Raw genomic sequence first — 15,231 nt, 5'->3', positions numbered from 1 at the left:
ATCTGTCTCGGCACTGCACAAACAGAAAAAATCCGCAGGAACCAAGTCACGGATCGCGCGTTTCGACGCGCCGGCCGGGAATCTTCTGCGGCTCGGAGGGGGACATGCATGCAATGATGGAAAGTCCGGACGGTTCACTGCTCGACCAGGAGCGTTATCGCCTTCTGGTCGATGCGATATCGGACTATGCCATCTACATGCTTGACCCCAAGGGCCACGTGGCCAGTTGGAATGCCGGCGCCCAGCGCTTCAAGGGCTATTCGGCGGCGGAAATCCTCGGCCATCACTTTTCCCGCTTCTACACCAACGAGGACCGGCTCGCCCGTATGCCCGAACGCGCCCTGGAAACGGCGACCAGCGTCGGCCGTTACGAGAGCGAAGGCTGGCGGGTGCGCAAGGACGGAACCCGCTTCTGGGCGCATGCGATCATCGACCCCATCTGGGACCGCAACGGCCATATCCTCGGCTTTGCCAAGGTGACCCGCGACCTGACCGAACGGAAGAAGGCCGAAGCCGAACTTCGCCTGAGCGAGGAGAAATTCCAGCTCCTCGTCAACGGCGTCAGCGACTACGCGCTCTACATGCTCGACCCTGAAGGCCATGTCAGCAACTGGAATGCGGGTGCGGCCCGCATCAAGGGCTTTACCGCCGAAGAAGCTGTTGGCCGGCATTTTTCGCATTTCTACACCGAAGAAGACCAGAAGAAGGGCGAGCCGGAACGCAATCTCGACATTGCGCGGCGCACCGGCAGGGTCGAGCGCGAGGGCCTGCGCCTGCGCAAGGACGGCACCACCTTCTGGGCCCATGTTGTGATCGACACCGTGCGTGACGAGACCGGCCAGGTTTTGGGCTTTGCCAAGATCACCCGCGACATCACCGAAAAGGTCGAGGCGCAGAAGGCGCTGACCAAGACCCGCGAGGAACTGTTCCAGGCGCAGAAGATGGAGGCGATCGGCCAGCTGACCGGCGGCATCGCCCACGATTTCAACAATCTTCTGATGGCGATCATGGGCAGTCTCGAAATCCTGCGCAAGCGCATGCCGGAAGATCCGGCCCTGCTGCCCTTGATCGACAATGCGCTTCAGGGCGCCGAGCGCGGTGCAGCACTCACCCAGCGCATGCTGGCCTTTTCCAGGCGCCAGGAATTGAACATGCGGCCGGTTGACGTGCCGACTTTGGTTGCCGGGATGAAGGATTTCCTCGAACGCTCGCTGCGTTCCTCGATGCGTATAGACACCGAGTTCTCGCCGAAGCTGAAAAGCGTGCTGACCGACAGCGTGCAGCTCGAGACAGCCATCCTCAACCTTGTCGTCAATGCCCGCGATGCGATGAACGAGCAGGGAACAGTGACGATCGGCGCCGACACGCATCATGTCGGAGAAGAAGGTGGAAAACTGCGCAGCGGTGACTATCTGCGTATTTTCGTGCGTGATACCGGGGAAGGCATGGACCCCGACACGGTACTGCGCGCGACGACCCCTTTCTTCACCACCAAGGGGGTCGGCAAGGGAACCGGATTGGGATTGTCGATGGTCCAGGGACTGACGGAACAATCGGGCGGCATGATCGCCATCGACAGCGTCAGGGGAGAGGGCACGATAGTGTCGCTTTTCCTTCCCACGATTGACGATGAGGACTGCCCGAAGGAGAAGGCTGTGACGACCGGCAATGGAGCAAAGATCGGCGACCGTCCCCTGACCGTACTTGCGGTGGATGACGACGCTTTGGTGCTGATGAACACCACATTGATGCTGGAAGATCTCGGCCATCAGGTGATCGAGGCCTATAACGGTCCTGAAGCACTGGCCGCCATGCGGCGCGACGACGTGCGGATCGACCTCGTCATCACCGATCATTCGATGCCGCGCATGACCGGTTCCGAGCTTGCCGCCGAAATCGCCAACGAATGGCCGGGCCTGCCCGTTGTCCTGGCAACCGGTTATGCGGAACTTCCGGAAGGCAGCGGCAACCACCTGCCCCGCCTGCCGAAACCCTTTTCCCAGGCACAGTTGAGCGAGATCATCGGGACCGTCACCGGCACCGCCGGCTGAGCCAGTTTATCCGGCCCTGAACCATTTGCCTCGGGCTGCGTTGTTCTCCGGAAGAAGAGGAGAACCGGACATGGTCTTCAAGCATCAGCAGTTTTACGAGACACGGCCGGAAATCGAGGTTGAATTTCCGCCTCATGCCGTGCTGGAGGGCCTCGTGTCGGATGCGCTCGCATCCGCCGGCGGCGTCGATGCCAGTGACGTGACTGTCACCGCCACCGGCGCGGTGATCACCCTTGCCGGTTCCGTCCAGCGGCAGGAGGAAGTTGCACGCGCCGATGAGGTGGCGCGCGCCATTGCCGGCGTCGGCGAAGTCAAGAATGACATCAGGGTCACCGGCACGGACCAGTCGCACCGGGCTATCTGACGGCAGGATGACCGATATCCAGGGACAAGACGGGAGCCGACAGAACGGCTCCCGCCACGCTGATTCATGCTGCGAGCGCCCGATAGTCCATCGCCGCAAGGTCGGCGATCAGGCCCGGTCCGGTCGGCTGCCATCCGAGAACCTGCCGGGTCTTGGCGCTGGAAGCCAGCATGTCGAGCCCGGCAAACATCGCCATCCAGCCGAAATGTTCCGCCGCCTTGTCAGCCGCGACCGAAACAACCGGTAGGTTGAGGCCGCGACCAAGCGACTCGGCGATCTCGCGCACCGCGATGCCTTCTTCGGCGACCGCATGGTAACGCGCGCCGGCCTCCGCCCGCTCGATCGCCAGACGGTAAAGCCGGGCGACATCAACGACATGGGCTGCCGGATAACGGTTGCGCCCCTCGCCGACATAAGCCGAAACACCCTTGGCGCGGGCGATCTCGACAAGCGGCGAGATAAGCCCCTGCTTGAACTCGTCGTGAACCTGCGGCAGGCGCATGACCGACAGGTTGATGCCCTGATCGAGAAGCGCATTGCCGGCGATCTCCGAGGCGACGCGCGGGTTGGGATGGTCGAGATTGCAGACGTCTTCGACCGCCGGCTGGCCATGCCCGGTCGAACCGAGGCCGGTACCCGAGGTGATGATCAGCGGCCTGTCGGATCCTTTCAGCGCTTCCCCCATCGCCGCGATCACCCGCCCATCCTTGGCGCAGTTCTCGGCGAAACGGGAAAAGTCGTGATCGAAAGCGGTATGGATGACGGCATCGGCCTTTTCGGCGCCGCGGCGCAGGCTGTCCGGCTCCTCAAGCGAGCCGCGATGCACGTCGACACCCGCTTCCTGCAGCGCCCTCGCGCCGCTATCCGACCGCGTCATGCCGATCACCTGATGCCCCGCACCGATGAGTTCCGGCACTATTTTCGAACCGATAAAGCCGGTCGCTCCGGTAAGAAAGATACGCATGGCAGTTCTCCTGGTTGATCGAGACCCCTTATTGCGTTAGCTCTCATGCTGTTAAAGTAGTGACTTTATCCTATTATAAACATCAACAGGATGGTCGCCAGTGTCGGAGAAACCCTGTCATGTCCGGTGAGAACAACGCGCTCGGGCTTTTCCTGCGTGACCGCCGTTCGCGCCTCGATCCGGCGACATTCGGCTTTTCCGGCCGCCGCCGCACCCCGGGCCTGCGCCGCGAGGAAGTCGCCCAGCGCGCCAATATCAGCCCGACCTGGTATACCTGGTTGGAACAGGGCCGTGGCGGCGCACCTTCCGCCGATGTGCTGAACCGCATCGCCGGCGGACTGATGCTGACGGAACCCGAGCGCGAACATCTCTTCATGCTCGGCCTCGGCCGGCCGCCCGAAGTCCGCTACCAAGCCGTCCAGGGCGTCAGCCCAAGACTGCAGCGAATGATCGATACGCTGGAATCAAGCCCCGCCCTGGTGAGGACTGCGGCCTGGGACATCCTCGCCTGGAACAGGGCGGCGACCGTGGTCTTGACCGATTATGGCAGGCTGGCGCCAAGCGAGCGCAATGTCCTGCGCCTGCTGTTCGGCAATCCGGACGTCAAGCGCCATCAGCACGACTGGGAAGCAATGGCCCGTTTCGTCGTTGGTGCCTTCCGTGCCGATGTCGCACGCGCCGGAGCAACATCGGAAATCGCCGATCTGGTCGATGACCTGTGCCGCACGAGCGCCGAATTCGAGAGGATCTGGCAGGAGAACGACCTGGCCTCTATGGGCGAAGGCACCAAGCGGCTGAAACACTCGGTCCTCGGCGATATCGAACTGGAATATTCCGGCTTTGCCGTAGACGGCCGACCGGATCTCAATCTGGTCGTCTACAATCCGGTCCACGAGATGGTCGCCGCCCGAATTCGCGATTTGGCCCGGCAGAAGACCGACGCGGCCTGACCGTCTTCACCGCAGATTACCTCCTCATTCCCGCTCCCCGCGTTAGGCATGGTTCCGGCAAACCATCAATTGCCGGGGGCAAGAAAGGTCAGTGCCGCCTTAGACCTATCTTCAGATTTTGCCCCTAGCGTGCACCGCAACAATGTGACCGGGGGCCTGACATGAGCGTCGTTTCGTTGAAGGATGTGGAAGGTCAGTCAGGACGCGGCTTTGCGCACCTGCACTTCTCGCCGCCGATCGAAGCTCTGTTTTGCGAGGACTATGCAGCCGAACGCCTCCGCCTGGTGATCACCTGGAGCATCGTCGGCATCGTCATTTACGACCTGATCTATTTCGCCGACCGGGTAATGGTGCCGGATGCGATTATGGGACTGATCGTCGCCCGCTTTTTCCTGTTCACCCCGTTCGTGATCTTCTGCGTCTGGGCGCTGCGGCGTTGGCCGGGTGCACGTTTCTACGATTTTCTTTCGGTCATGGTCGGTGTCCTTGCCGTCACCCTGCCGATGCTGCCGGCAACCACCAGCAACAGCCCCTATCTCTACGTTTACCAGACCTATAACGCCGCGGCCTTCCTCTTCTTCGTCATCTGCCTGCGCCCGCGTTTTCTCGCTCTTCTGGGCGGTCTGGCGCTGATGTGCCTATCGCATTTCATCACCACCGACCTCACCGGCGCCTTCGATGCGGTCACCTATACCGGCATCGTCACCTTCTATCTCACCCTCTCGGTGTTTCTCGCGGCGAGCGCCTATTTTCTCGAAAAGATGGACAGGCGCAATTTCCTTGCCCAGTTGCGGGCACGCCTTCTTCACGATCAGCTTGAGGAGAAGGCGGAGCAAGACGAACTGACGGGCCTGTTGAACCGCCGTTCACTATCACGCAAGGGCGAGGCGATGTGGGCCAATGCTGGCCCGGATGCGATCGTCTCGGCGATCCTGCTCGATATCGATCATTTCAAGCTGTTCAACGACGTCCACGGCCATATCGAGGGCGATGCCTGCATCCGCGCCGTATCGCAATCCATCGTCGCGACGTTGGATGACGGCCATTCGATCTTCCGCTTCGGCGGCGAGGAAATCCTCGTTCTGAGCTGCGAGGCCGATCTCGAGCGCGTGTGCGAGACCGCCGAAAAAATCCGCGTGGCGATAGAGGCACGCCGCCTGCCGCATCGCGGCATCGTCAACGGCTATGTGACGGCAAGTTTCGGCGTCGCCTCGGCAAAGCCCACCGAGATCACCCTGGAAAAACTGCTGCGCAAGGCCGATGACGCGCTTTATCAGGCCAAGAACCGGGGGCGCAACATCGTCGTCGTCGCGGCCCAATCTCCTGACGACACACAGGCCGCCTGACCATTCCTGAAGCAGGATGAGCGACGCGCCCGGACCGAAACGGCCCGGGCGCATCCTGTCGTTTGGGACCCTTACCGCGGCAAGGCGTAGGCGATCACGTAATCGCCCGGCTTGGTGCCGACCGAACCGTGGCCGCCGGCAACGATGACGACGAACTGGCGACCGTCATCGACCGCATAGGTCATCGGTGTCGCCTGTCCGCCGGCCGGAAGCCGGGCTTCCCACAGCTGCTTGCCATCGGTCAGATCATAGGCCCGCAGGTAATCGTCGACCGCTGCACCGAGGAAGGCAACGCCGCCCTTGGTGATCATCGGTCCGCCGATACCCGGTACGCCAACCTTGAACGGCAGCGGCAGCGGGGTCATGTCGTGGACGGTGCCGTTGCGATGCTTGTAGGCGATCTTGCCGGTCCTGAGATCGACGCCCGAGACATAGCCCCATGGCGGCGCCTGGCAAGGAATGTTCAGCGGCCCGAGGAACGGTCCCATGAACACGCCATAAGGTGCACCGTCATTGCGGTTGAGGCCCTGTTCGGAACCCTTCTCGTCCTGGCCCTTGGCCGGCACGTCGGCGCGCGGCACGAGCTTGGAGGTGAAGGCGAGATAGGTCGGCATGCCGAACATCACCATCCGCTCCGGATCGACCGCGACCGAACCCCAGTTGAACGTGCCGAAATTGCCCGGATAGACGATTGTCCCCTTGAGCGACGGCGGCGTGTACTGGCCCTGATAGTCCATTTCCTTCAGCCATATGCGGCACACCATCTGGTCGAACATGGTGACGCCCCACATGTCACGGCCTTCGAGCGTCCGCGGGCGGAAGTTCAAGGCAGAGATCGGCTGTGTCGGCGAAGCATGATCCTCGGGGATCGTGCCGCCCGGTGCAGGCTGTTCGGTCACCGGAATGATCGGGTCGCCGGTGCGGCGATCGAGCACGTAGATGTCACCCTGCTTGGTCGGACCAACCAGCGCCGGCACGACCTGACCGTCGGACTTGGTGAGGTCGATCAGCACCGGCTGGGCCGGCACGTCCATGTCCCACAGATCGTGATGCACGGTCTGGCGTACCCACCGGTCTGCACCGGTATTGACGTCCAGTGCAACGATCGACGAGGAATATTTCTCGACATTTTCCGACCGGCCCATGCCGAGCTGGTCGGGAACCTGGTTGCCGAGCGGGACATAGACGAGACCGAGCGCCTCATCGACCGAGAACACCGACCAGCTGTTCGGCGAATTGGTCGTGTAGGTCTGGCCTTCCGGCAGCGGCTGGGTCTGGCTCGGATTGCCCGAATCCCAGTTCCACAACAATTGACCGGAATGGACGTCGAAGGCGCGGATGACGCCGGACTGTTCCTGCGTCGAGTAATTGTCGTTCACCGCCCCGCCGAGGATGATCTTGTCCCCGACGATCGCCGGCGGCGAGGTCGAGTAATAATAACCGGCTGGATTATACTTCATCCCCTTTTCGAGATGCAGCGTACCGTTCTCGGCAAACGACGGGCAAACCTGGCCGTTCTTCGCATCAAGTGCGATCAGTCTGGCATCCGAGGTCGGCACGTAGACGCGCTCGGCGCAAGGGCTGCCGGCAGAAGCCGCCTGATCCTTGTAGTAGCTGACGCCGCGGCAGGTCTGGTGCTGGCGATCCGGGTTCATGCCGGAATTGGCATCATATCTCCAGACCTGCTTGCCGGTGGTCGCATCGAGCGCGATGGCCAGATTGTGCGGCGTGCAGAGATAAAGATTGTTGCCGATCTTGAGCGGGGTCACCTGATAGGTAGTCTCGCCGACATCGTCGGGCCGCTTCACGTCACCTGTCTGGTAACGCCAGACCTCTGCAAGCTTGCCGACATTGTCGACATTGACCTGGTCCAGCGGCGAATAACGCTGGCCATAAGGCGTACGGCCATACTGATGCCATTCGCCATCCGGCACATTGCCGCCGAGCGACGGCGCAGCGGCGACCTTTTCCTCCGGCAGGTCACCGCTCTGGTCGAGCGGATCGAAGAACATCGACACCACGGCGATGACGACGGACAATGCCACCGCAACAGCCAGAGGCTTGGCGGATGCGCCATAGCTCTTGCCCGTCGGGCTGATGAAGCCGAGCGGACGACGGATCCACGGTGTCAGCAGCCACATGCCGAGAAGGATGACGACGCCGCCACGCGGGCCGAGCTGCCACCAGTCGAGTCCAACCTCCCAGATAGCCCAGGCGAGCGAACCGACGACGACGACGGCATAAAGATGAAGCGCAAGAGCCTTGCGCAGCAGCAACAGGATGGCGGTGAGCAAAAAGCCCACGCCGGTTATCAGATAATAGACGCTTCCCCCGAGCGCGAAAAGTTTCGCACCCCCGATGGCCAAAGCAAGGCCCATCAACGCCATGACAATTGCGGTAATCCGAATAGCCATTAGGCAACCTCATACGAAATAGGACATGGCAGGCAGAACGCCGCCACACTCTCGCATCTCGACCGTGGCAAATCACCGCAGGTCTTGATGTGTGGCTAAACTAGGACGGAAGGCCGGAAAGGATAGGGATCGTCGGTTGAAAACAATCGGTTTATGTCGCAATGCCGCCACGAACCTGACCGCCATGCGTGCAACACCTTGAAAACCCGCGCCTGCCTCTATGTTTCCGCAAGGAGCAGCCAGGAGCGTTCGAAACGGCATGGGATATGAACTCTATTATTGGGACGGCATCCAGGGACGCGGTGAGTTCGTTCGCCTCGCTTTGGAGGATGCCGGTGCGAAATATATCGACACGGCACGCAGTTCGTCCGGGTCCCAGGCGATGCTGGATTTCCTCAAGGGCAGCCACGGACACGGCCAGATGCCCTTCGCTCCGCCCTTTTTGAAGGACGGCAACCTCGTCGTTTCGCATGTCGCCAACATCCTGCTTTATCTCGGTCCGAAACTTGGCCTCGTTGCCGACGACGATGCCGGCCGGTTTCAGGCAAACGGACTGCAGCTGACGATCACCGATTTCGTCGCCGAGGTGCATGACACCCATCACCCGATCAATACCGGCGATTATTACGAGGATCAGAAAGAGGCGGCGAAGGCACGCTCCGCCGCCTTCATCCGCGACCGCATGCCGAAATTTCTCGGCTATTTCGAAAGGATCATCGACAGCAATCCGTCGGCAAGCGGTTTCGTCATCGGTGATCGACTGACCTATGTCGATCTGTCGCTGTTTCAGGTGATCGAGGGCCTGCGCTACGCCTTTCCAAAGGCGATGAAGGCGATCTCAAAAACCTGCCCGAAGCTTCTGGCGCTGCACGACACGGTAGCCTCACGGCCGAATATCAAGGCCTATCTGAAATCCGAACGCCGGATCGCCTTCAACGAATCCGGCATTTTCAGGCACTATCCCGAACTTGACATGCGGTGACGGGAGGCTCTCAACCGGCCTCCTCGCCCAGTTCCTGCAGGATCTGGTGCCGCGCCCGGTTGAGCCTGCTTTTCACCGTCCCGACCGCGCAGTCGCAAATTGCAGCCGTCGCCTCGTAGCTTTCGCCGAGGATTGCCACCAGCGTCAGAACCTCGCGGTAATGCGGCGGCAGTTTCTGCAGCGCGCGCTGGACTTCCCGCGCTCGAGCGGCGGACTCCTGCGCCCCCTCGACCGGCATGTCGCCGGAGACATTCTCCTCCAGCCCCGGCGCCTCGCGCCCAAGGATCCGCGACCGCGTGTAGAACGTGTTGCGCATGATCGTGAACAACCATGATTTAAGTTTCGTCCCACGCTCGAACTTGTCGAGATTGGCGAGCGCCTTCATCAGCGTTTCCTGCACCAGATCGTCTGCATCCGAAGGACTGCGGCAGAATGTGCGTGCAAATGCGCGGAGGGCCGGGATCAGCTTGACTATATCTTGACGAGCATGATCACCGTTCAACTGTGACTCGGACACCGTTGCCTACCTCTCCTCACTTGATGGTTGGAATGACGGTGGCAAACGCATGCCTTCTCGATTTGGTTCCGCAACCACGCGGTCGTTTTCGCGCCTGGAACAAAGCCGTCGAGGCCGCCGTTGTAGAGACAGTCAAAAGCGAGGAGACAACGCCATGGGCCTCAACGACAGCCAGAAGAGCGGCGACCGGACCGGAGACGAGACCACCGGGCATAAGAAGACAAAGGATTCCGCCCGCACGTCCGCAAACCGGGCGGATCTGGAAGAGCAGCTGGAGGAAGGCCTGGAGGATACGTTCCCCGCCAGCGACCCTGTTGCCGTCACCACCACCGCCATTCCGGCCGGCACGCCCAAACCTCCGAAACATTGACAGCCGCAGTAAGGCAAACGAACGGGCAGCTGCCGACCGGCTGCCCGTTCGTTTTCATAGATATTCATCTGTGACATTTTCGGGATTTCCGAAGAGACCGGTCTTGTTGTAAGAAAAATCTTATACAAGCCACAGGTCTGGGCTAAGGTTGTCGGGTTTTCGTTCGGCACCTTCACGTCAGGGGTCGGAATGACGAAGGAAAATGCTCAGGTCGATGAGCGGGAGGCAAGGATGGGACGCCGCGTTAATGGCAAGGTCTCGGGTCTGCTGACGGAGATCGAGAAGGAAGCCGTTCCTGATCGCCTGCTCGAACTTGCCCGCCGATTGCAGAACGCCCTCAACGAGAAACTAGACGGCTGAGGCCGAACTGGAAGTCGCGAAATTCTGCGTCTTCATACCTCACTGTCCAGTACCGTACCCTTCCGGAACCTTAGCCACCTCCCCCGGTTAGACGATCGCACTCGTCAATCAGACAACCGACAGGGAGAAATTCAATGGCGACGACCAAGACGCTCAATGATCTTTTCTATGAGACGCTGAAAGATATCTATTACGCCGAGCGGCAGATCGTGAAAGCGCTGCCGAAAATGGCCCGTGGCGCTCAAGACCCGAAACTGAAAGCCGCCTTCGAACATCACAAGGAAGAAACCGAGGGCCAGATCGAACGGCTCAAACAGGTCTTCGAGATCATTGGCAAGCGCGCCCAGGGCAAGACCTGCGATGCGATCGAAGGTATTCTTGCCGAAGGCGAAGAGGTGATGGAAGAATTCAAGGGCACCCCCGCCCTCGATGCCGGGCTTCTCGCCGCCGCTCAGGCCGTCGAGCATTACGAGATCAGCCGCTATGGCACGCTGCGCGCCTGGGCCGAGCAACTGGGCCTCGACAAGGCCGTGCCGCTGCTCGACGAGACCTTGCAGCAGGAGGCCAGTGCCGACGATCTGCTGAGCAATATCGCCAAGACGGCGGTCAATACCGCCGCGAAGAAAGCGGCCTGATATCAGGCCAAAACAAAGCCCGGATCGCTCCGGGCTTTGTTCGTTTCGATCGCTGGTGTCGATCAGGTCAGTGAAACAGGGCCGACGCTCGGCGGCAGCACCGCGACGGGCGGCTGGATCGGCAGCATGCTGCCATTCAGCCCCTGGGCGCGAAAGATGCGGGTCTCGTATCCGCCACGGGTCGCAAGACGCGTGCGGGCCGCATCAAGAGCCAACTCGTAACTGTGATAGGATGACGCGGATTGAATTCCGTCGATGACGTAGACCCATCCGGTCGCATGAGGCATTATATCGCAATAGTTGTGCATGATGAGTATCTCCTTCCCGAGTGATGGAACCAAGCCGATGCGCAAAAGTTCCTGTCACGTGGGAAGTTTCCTGCCGATGACCTGCAGCGTCATCACCTGACATTGCAGCTTTTAACATTTCTTCGGAACGTTTTTGCAAAGCACACGTTTAGCGGTTTGGGCGAATGGAGACGATGATGGCAGCCTCTCAGGAAGATTGGATCAAGCATAGAGCCTACGAACTTTGGGAGCAGGAGGGTTACCCCTCCGGCAAGGACACCGAGCACTGGGAACGGGCGAAGCTGGAATATGCGACGCAAAAACCCACTGCCTCGACACCTGCGGCGGGCAAGCCTGCCAAAGTGGCGGCGCCAAAGGCCGCAGCCAAGGCGGCAGCGAAACCTGCCGCGAAAAAACCGGTAAAAACAGCAGCCAAGAGCGAGCCGAAACCTGCCAAGGTTCCAGCAGCGGCGGCAGCGGTAAAGCCGGAACAGACCAGGAAGCAGCCGAAGAAACAGGCTGCCGAGTAGGCCCCAACTCTTCCGGGCCGATTTTTTTGTAAGCGTTGATCACGCATATGGCCGGCGAGCGTTTCGCCGGGCCTATGCTTTTGTGCGACTGAAATTTGCGTGACGAATAGATATGTGGGCAGGATAATGAACGTATCGACCGGCATGAACGCACTGAGCCCGGAACTGCAATTTCCGCGATTGCGGCATCCTGAAATGCAGCGCCTGCATGTCCCGCCCAATCCTCGCACAAAAACTGGTCCTAGCCGTCGCATCCCTTCGTTCTCGTCACGGCAGCCTTGCAATCACGCGATCTTGCGGAGGGGCGACAGATGAGCGCTTATCTTTCCATCGATACGCATAATAATCGCTTTGACCGGCGGCGGAATCGCGTAGGTTTGAGACCTGTCGCTGCAGAGGGGGAAAGCGCCACGATGAGAATTCTGTCGGTTACGTCGGAGATCTATCCGCTGATCAAGACCGGCGGATTGGCAGACGTCACCGGGTCGCTTCCCAAGGCGCTCGCACCGCTTGGCATCGAAACCACCTCGCTCATCCCCGGTTATCCCAAGGTGATGCAGCAGCTGGACCAGGCCACCCCGCTTCTGGAATTCGAAGATCTGCTCGGAGAGCGCGCGACGCTGCGCCACGCGCATTTCGAAGGGCTCGATCTTCTCGTTCTCGATGCGCCGACGCTTTACGACCGCCCGGGCGGTCCCTATCTCGACAGCCACGGAAAAGACCATTCCGACAACTGGAAGCGCTTTGCCGTCCTGTCGCTCGCGGCAGCCGAAATCGCCGCCGGGGCGCTTCCCGGCTGGGTGCCGGACCTCGTCCATACCCATGACTGGCAATCGGCGATGACCTCGGTCTACATGCGCCGCAACGGCTGCATGACACCGGTCGTCATCACCATCCACAATATCGCCTTCCAGGGACAATATCCGGCCGGTCTGATCTCCGAACTGGGCCTGCCGCCGGAAGCCTATTCACTCGACCAGCTGGAATATTTCGGCGACATCAGCTTCCTCAAAGGCGGATTGCAGACTGCCGACGTGATCACCACCGTCAGCCCCACCTATGCCCGGGAAATCCTGACGCCGCGTTTCGGCATGGGGTTGAACGGCGTGCTCAACGAACGGGTCGAGGTGCTGCGCGGCATCGTCAACGGCATCGACCTCGATGTCTGGGATCCGGCCACCGACGAATTTCTGCCCCAGACCTTCGACATCGCCAACCTGCGCCGCAAGCGAGACAACCGCGGGCCGCTGCTGGAGCGTTTCGGCCTCGATGCCGACGACCGGGGGCCGATCTTTGCTGCCATCAGCCGCATGACCTGGCAGAAGGGCATCGACATGCTGGCCGAGACGGCGGACGAGGTGATCAACAATGGCGGCAGGATCATAATCGTCGGTCAGGGCGACCACGCCATCCAACAGTCGCTCTTGGAAACCGCATCGCGTTACCCCGGGCGCATGGCGGTGCATATCGGTTATGACGAACCGACCGCCCATCTGGTCCAGGGTGGAGCCGACGCGATCGTCCAGCCGTCGCGTTTCGAACCTTGCGGCCTGACCCAGCTTTACGCGCTTCGTTACGGCTGCGTGCCGGTCGTCTCACGCACCGGCGGCCTGTCGGAAACCATTATCGACGCCAATGATGCGGCGATGTCGGCACGCGTCGCGACCGGCTTCCAGTTTCATCCGGTGACGACCAACGGCCTGCGTCTCGCGCTGCGCCGCGCATTGCATGCCTATGAGCAGCCGAAAATGTGGGCGAGGCTGCAGAACCAGGGCATGAAGACCAAATTTTCCTGGGAACGCAGCGGCCAGCAATATGCTTCGGTCTACAGGAGCCTGGTGCAGAAGGCGTCCCGCCCGCAATCGGGCCTGCGGCGCCTGAAGTTCTGGTGAGGCCGCCATGCCCGGCCTTACCCTGCGGCACGCGCCTCAGACCTTGAACACTTCGTCGCGCCAGAAGACGATGACGTAACCGCCCGATGCGGCGGCCTCTTTTGCCCATGCCTGAAGCTGCGGCATATACGGCTCGTGCCGCCACAGGTCGGGAAAATCGGGATCGGCAAGCACTGTGATCTGCGGCCCCTGACGATAGACCATCATATGCGATCGCGACGGTTCCCACTCGTCACCCAGCACGTCGTCGGTCATCCACAGACAGAGGAACTCGCGACAGACCGACGGACGGTCCGCATAGATCGAACAGCCTTCGCCCGCCACACAATGCCTGCACCATTCGTCGGCCGGTTTGTCGAAATGATCGATATCCGGCAGGCGGCAACAGAGCGTGCAGGTGCCGCAGATGCGGCTTTTGACGGTGGCAACGGCATGGTCCATGGCCGACATCTAGCACATCTGGCGCCCTTGGCGATCTCGCAGACGTTTCGCCAGACAGCCGGGCTTAGCGCCTAACGCTTCAGGAACCAGCCCATCCGTTTGAGGATGATCGGCAGGATGCCGAAATACATGGTCGGCACGATCAGCGCCGTGGCGATCAGCATCTTGAGGAGGAACGGAACGGTCGCCAGCATCGGAAACAGGAAATAGACATAAAAGGACGCGGTCGGGAAAATCCCCATCCAGATCACCAGCGCCATCCGCCAGCGGGCCGGCTGCCTCGGCATCGTCAGCCCGCTCGTCGAAAACCACAGGTCGGTCGTGTTGAAAATGCGATATTCCGGTTCGTGGTCGGAAACCACGCTCAGCCTGTCATGCCAGTCATGCGATGCATCCGATTGCCGCCAGGCATCGAGATCGGCCTGTGAGGCGAACACCTGGACGAAATGAAATTCCTCGCCCTCGACACGCGGCGGAATGAGGGTCGAGAAGAGATAACCCTTTGCCTTTGAACAGGCTTCCAGCATGCCTCTCGCCAGATCCTCATACTGTTTCTCGAAACCGGGATTGGCGCGCCGATGGATGATGCGTGTCACCTGCGACATGATGCTGTTTGTCCCCGTTCAGGCTATCGAAATCATGGCCTTGCCTGCTATGGAACAAAGATGACATTGTCAACTATATCGCCCGTGAGCCAGCCGATGGACGACGACATCACCGAACTCCTGAGAGAGATCTCGCAGCGTTTCCGGGCCGAGATGCGCTATGCACCGGAAGTCGGCAGGCACCGGTCGACACCGTTCCAGAACGAGCTTCTCGTGTCGATCGGCCGGCTGCCGGGCGCAAGCGTTATGGCGCTCGCGGACCTGACGGGACGCGACAAGGCACAGGTCACCCGTGTCGTCGCGGAGCTGGAAGCCAAAAGTCTGGTCGCACGCCAGCCATCTCTTATCGACCGTCGCTCGACATCGCTGCGACTGACCGAAGACGGCGAAGCCATAGTCCGTGCGATACTCGACAAACGCCGTGCCCTCGCGGCGAAGATGCTGGCACCACTCGATCATCAGGAACAAAACACGGCCTTCGCCCTCCTCCGCAAGATGCGCTCCGGGTTGGGCGAATAGGCAC

General features: G+C 60.8%; 17 protein-coding genes. 11 read left to right on the top strand and 6 right to left on the bottom strand.

Annotated elements, in window-relative coordinates:
* The first annotated feature begins 113 nt into the window (after positions 1 to 113).
* Together AC2GXZ_RS01210 and AC2GXZ_RS01205 are read left to right on the top strand one after the other, a co-directional pair.
* A complete protein-coding gene (locus AC2GXZ_RS01210) occupies positions 114 to 2,051 on the top strand; it encodes a hybrid sensor histidine kinase/response regulator (RefSeq protein WP_483758225.1) in 1,938 nt (645 codons plus the stop codon).
* 70 nt (positions 2,052 to 2,121) lie between these two features.
* Positions 2,122 to 2,415 (top strand): BON domain-containing protein, encoded by a 294-nt coding sequence (locus tag AC2GXZ_RS01205; RefSeq protein ID WP_483757303.1) that lies wholly within the window; start codon positions 2,122 to 2,124, stop codon positions 2,413 to 2,415.
* A gap of 64 nt (positions 2,416 to 2,479) precedes the next feature.
* On the opposite strand, the gene AC2GXZ_RS01200 is transcribed toward AC2GXZ_RS01205, so the two are convergent.
* Entirely contained in the window at positions 2,480 to 3,379 is a 900-nt protein-coding gene (locus AC2GXZ_RS01200; RefSeq protein WP_483757302.1) for an SDR family oxidoreductase, read from the bottom strand.
* Positions 3,380 to 3,498: 119 nt separating this feature from the next.
* Here AC2GXZ_RS01200 and AC2GXZ_RS01195 point away from each other — a divergent pair, with 119 nt between their 5' ends.
* A complete protein-coding gene (locus AC2GXZ_RS01195) occupies positions 3,499 to 4,329 on the top strand; it encodes a helix-turn-helix transcriptional regulator (protein WP_483757301.1) in 831 nt (276 codons plus the stop codon).
* A gap of 161 nt (positions 4,330 to 4,490) precedes the next feature.
* Positions 4,491 to 5,675, top strand: coding sequence for a GGDEF domain-containing protein (locus AC2GXZ_RS01190; protein ID WP_483757300.1), 1,185 nt, complete (start codon positions 4,491 to 4,493; stop codon positions 5,673 to 5,675).
* A gap of 71 nt (positions 5,676 to 5,746) precedes the next feature.
* On the opposite strand, the gene AC2GXZ_RS01185 is transcribed toward AC2GXZ_RS01190, so the two are convergent.
* Positions 5,747 to 8,089 (bottom strand): glucose/quinate/shikimate family membrane-bound PQQ-dependent dehydrogenase, encoded by a 2,343-nt coding sequence (locus AC2GXZ_RS01185; RefSeq protein ID WP_483757299.1) that lies wholly within the window; start codon positions 8,087 to 8,089, stop codon positions 5,747 to 5,749.
* A gap of 259 nt (positions 8,090 to 8,348) precedes the next feature.
* On the opposite strand from AC2GXZ_RS01185, the gene AC2GXZ_RS01180 reads away from it, so the two are divergent.
* Positions 8,349 to 9,071 carry a glutathione S-transferase gene (locus AC2GXZ_RS01180; RefSeq protein ID WP_483757298.1) on the top strand — a complete coding sequence of 241 codons (723 nt, stop codon included), beginning with the start codon at positions 8,349 to 8,351 and terminating at the stop codon, positions 9,069 to 9,071.
* Between the two features lie 10 nt (positions 9,072 to 9,081).
* On the opposite strand, the gene AC2GXZ_RS01175 is transcribed toward AC2GXZ_RS01180, so the two are convergent.
* Positions 9,082 to 9,588, bottom strand: coding sequence for a sigma-70 family RNA polymerase sigma factor (locus AC2GXZ_RS01175; protein ID WP_483757297.1), 507 nt, complete (start codon positions 9,586 to 9,588; stop codon positions 9,082 to 9,084).
* 154 nt (positions 9,589 to 9,742) lie between these two features.
* On the opposite strand from AC2GXZ_RS01175, the gene AC2GXZ_RS01170 reads away from it, so the two are divergent.
* From AC2GXZ_RS01170 to AC2GXZ_RS01160, 3 genes are all read left to right on the top strand, one after another.
* A complete protein-coding gene (locus AC2GXZ_RS01170) occupies positions 9,743 to 9,958 on the top strand; it encodes a hypothetical protein (protein ID WP_483758285.1) in 216 nt (71 codons plus the stop codon).
* Positions 9,959 to 10,147: 189 nt separating this feature from the next.
* A complete protein-coding gene (locus tag AC2GXZ_RS01165) occupies positions 10,148 to 10,318 on the top strand; it encodes a hypothetical protein (RefSeq protein ID WP_483757296.1) in 171 nt (56 codons plus the stop codon).
* A gap of 134 nt (positions 10,319 to 10,452) precedes the next feature.
* Complete coding sequence (locus AC2GXZ_RS01160) at positions 10,453 to 10,953, top strand: YciE/YciF ferroxidase family protein (protein ID WP_483757295.1); 501 nt, start codon at positions 10,453 to 10,455, stop codon at positions 10,951 to 10,953.
* Between the two features lie 62 nt (positions 10,954 to 11,015).
* On the opposite strand, the gene AC2GXZ_RS01155 is transcribed toward AC2GXZ_RS01160, so the two are convergent.
* Positions 11,016 to 11,261 carry a hypothetical protein gene (locus tag AC2GXZ_RS01155; RefSeq protein WP_483757294.1) on the bottom strand — a complete coding sequence of 82 codons (246 nt, stop codon included), beginning with the start codon at positions 11,259 to 11,261 and terminating at the stop codon, positions 11,016 to 11,018.
* Between the two features lie 176 nt (positions 11,262 to 11,437).
* On the opposite strand from AC2GXZ_RS01155, the gene AC2GXZ_RS01150 reads away from it, so the two are divergent.
* Entirely contained in the window at positions 11,438 to 11,770 is a 333-nt protein-coding gene (locus AC2GXZ_RS01150; RefSeq protein ID WP_483757293.1) for a DUF2934 domain-containing protein, read from the top strand.
* Positions 11,771 to 12,183: 413 nt separating this feature from the next.
* Complete coding sequence (glgA, locus tag AC2GXZ_RS01145; RefSeq protein WP_483757292.1) at positions 12,184 to 13,662, top strand: glycogen synthase GlgA; 1,479 nt, start codon at positions 12,184 to 12,186, stop codon at positions 13,660 to 13,662.
* A gap of 36 nt (positions 13,663 to 13,698) precedes the next feature.
* On the opposite strand, the gene AC2GXZ_RS01140 is transcribed toward glgA, so the two are convergent.
* Together AC2GXZ_RS01140 and AC2GXZ_RS01135 are read right to left on the bottom strand one after the other, a co-directional pair.
* A complete protein-coding gene (locus AC2GXZ_RS01140) occupies positions 13,699 to 14,112 on the bottom strand; it encodes a YkgJ family cysteine cluster protein (protein WP_483757291.1) in 414 nt (137 codons plus the stop codon).
* A gap of 62 nt (positions 14,113 to 14,174) precedes the next feature.
* Positions 14,175 to 14,708: an antibiotic biosynthesis monooxygenase gene (locus AC2GXZ_RS01135; RefSeq protein ID WP_483757290.1), complete on the bottom strand. Its 534-nt coding sequence runs from the start codon at positions 14,706 to 14,708 to the stop codon at positions 14,175 to 14,177.
* A 60-nt stretch (positions 14,709 to 14,768) separates the two neighbouring features.
* On the opposite strand from AC2GXZ_RS01135, the gene AC2GXZ_RS01130 reads away from it, so the two are divergent.
* Positions 14,769 to 15,227, top strand: coding sequence for a MarR family winged helix-turn-helix transcriptional regulator (locus AC2GXZ_RS01130; RefSeq protein WP_483757289.1), 459 nt, complete (start codon positions 14,769 to 14,771; stop codon positions 15,225 to 15,227).
* Positions 15,228 to 15,231 lie beyond the last annotated feature (4 nt).

Source organism: Aliirhizobium sp. YIM B11859 (genome assembly GCF_057163345.1).
The sequence above is the reverse complement of the archived record's forward strand: the minus strand, read 5'-3'. Positions and strand labels throughout refer to the sequence as shown.

Coding starts and splice junctions, on each gene's coding strand:
- AC2GXZ_RS01185 (WP_483757299.1), bottom strand. CDS start 8,089: ATGGCTATTCGGATTACCGCAATTGTCATGGCGTTGATGGGCCTTGCT.
- glgA (WP_483757292.1), top strand. CDS start 12,184: ATGAGAATTCTGTCGGTTACGTCGGAGATCTATCCGCTGATCAAGACC.
- AC2GXZ_RS01150 (WP_483757293.1), top strand. CDS start 11,438: ATGGCAGCCTCTCAGGAAGATTGGATCAAGCATAGAGCCTACGAACTT.
- AC2GXZ_RS01130 (WP_483757289.1), top strand. CDS start 14,769: ATGACATTGTCAACTATATCGCCCGTGAGCCAGCCGATGGACGACGAC.
- AC2GXZ_RS01190 (WP_483757300.1), top strand. CDS start 4,491: ATGAGCGTCGTTTCGTTGAAGGATGTGGAAGGTCAGTCAGGACGCGGC.
- AC2GXZ_RS01205 (WP_483757303.1), top strand. CDS start 2,122: ATGGTCTTCAAGCATCAGCAGTTTTACGAGACACGGCCGGAAATCGAG.
- AC2GXZ_RS01210 (WP_483758225.1), top strand. CDS start 114: ATGATGGAAAGTCCGGACGGTTCACTGCTCGACCAGGAGCGTTATCGC.
- AC2GXZ_RS01140 (WP_483757291.1), bottom strand. CDS start 14,112: ATGTCGGCCATGGACCATGCCGTTGCCACCGTCAAAAGCCGCATCTGC.
- AC2GXZ_RS01155 (WP_483757294.1), bottom strand. CDS start 11,261: ATGCACAACTATTGCGATATAATGCCTCATGCGACCGGATGGGTCTAC.
- AC2GXZ_RS01165 (WP_483757296.1), top strand. CDS start 10,148: ATGACGAAGGAAAATGCTCAGGTCGATGAGCGGGAGGCAAGGATGGGA.
- AC2GXZ_RS01180 (WP_483757298.1), top strand. CDS start 8,349: ATGGGATATGAACTCTATTATTGGGACGGCATCCAGGGACGCGGTGAG.
- AC2GXZ_RS01135 (WP_483757290.1), bottom strand. CDS start 14,708: ATGTCGCAGGTGACACGCATCATCCATCGGCGCGCCAATCCCGGTTTC.
- AC2GXZ_RS01160 (WP_483757295.1), top strand. CDS start 10,453: ATGGCGACGACCAAGACGCTCAATGATCTTTTCTATGAGACGCTGAAA.
- AC2GXZ_RS01200 (WP_483757302.1), bottom strand. CDS start 3,379: ATGCGTATCTTTCTTACCGGAGCGACCGGCTTTATCGGTTCGAAAATA.
- AC2GXZ_RS01170 (WP_483758285.1), top strand. CDS start 9,743: ATGGGCCTCAACGACAGCCAGAAGAGCGGCGACCGGACCGGAGACGAG.
- AC2GXZ_RS01195 (WP_483757301.1), top strand. CDS start 3,499: ATGTCCGGTGAGAACAACGCGCTCGGGCTTTTCCTGCGTGACCGCCGT.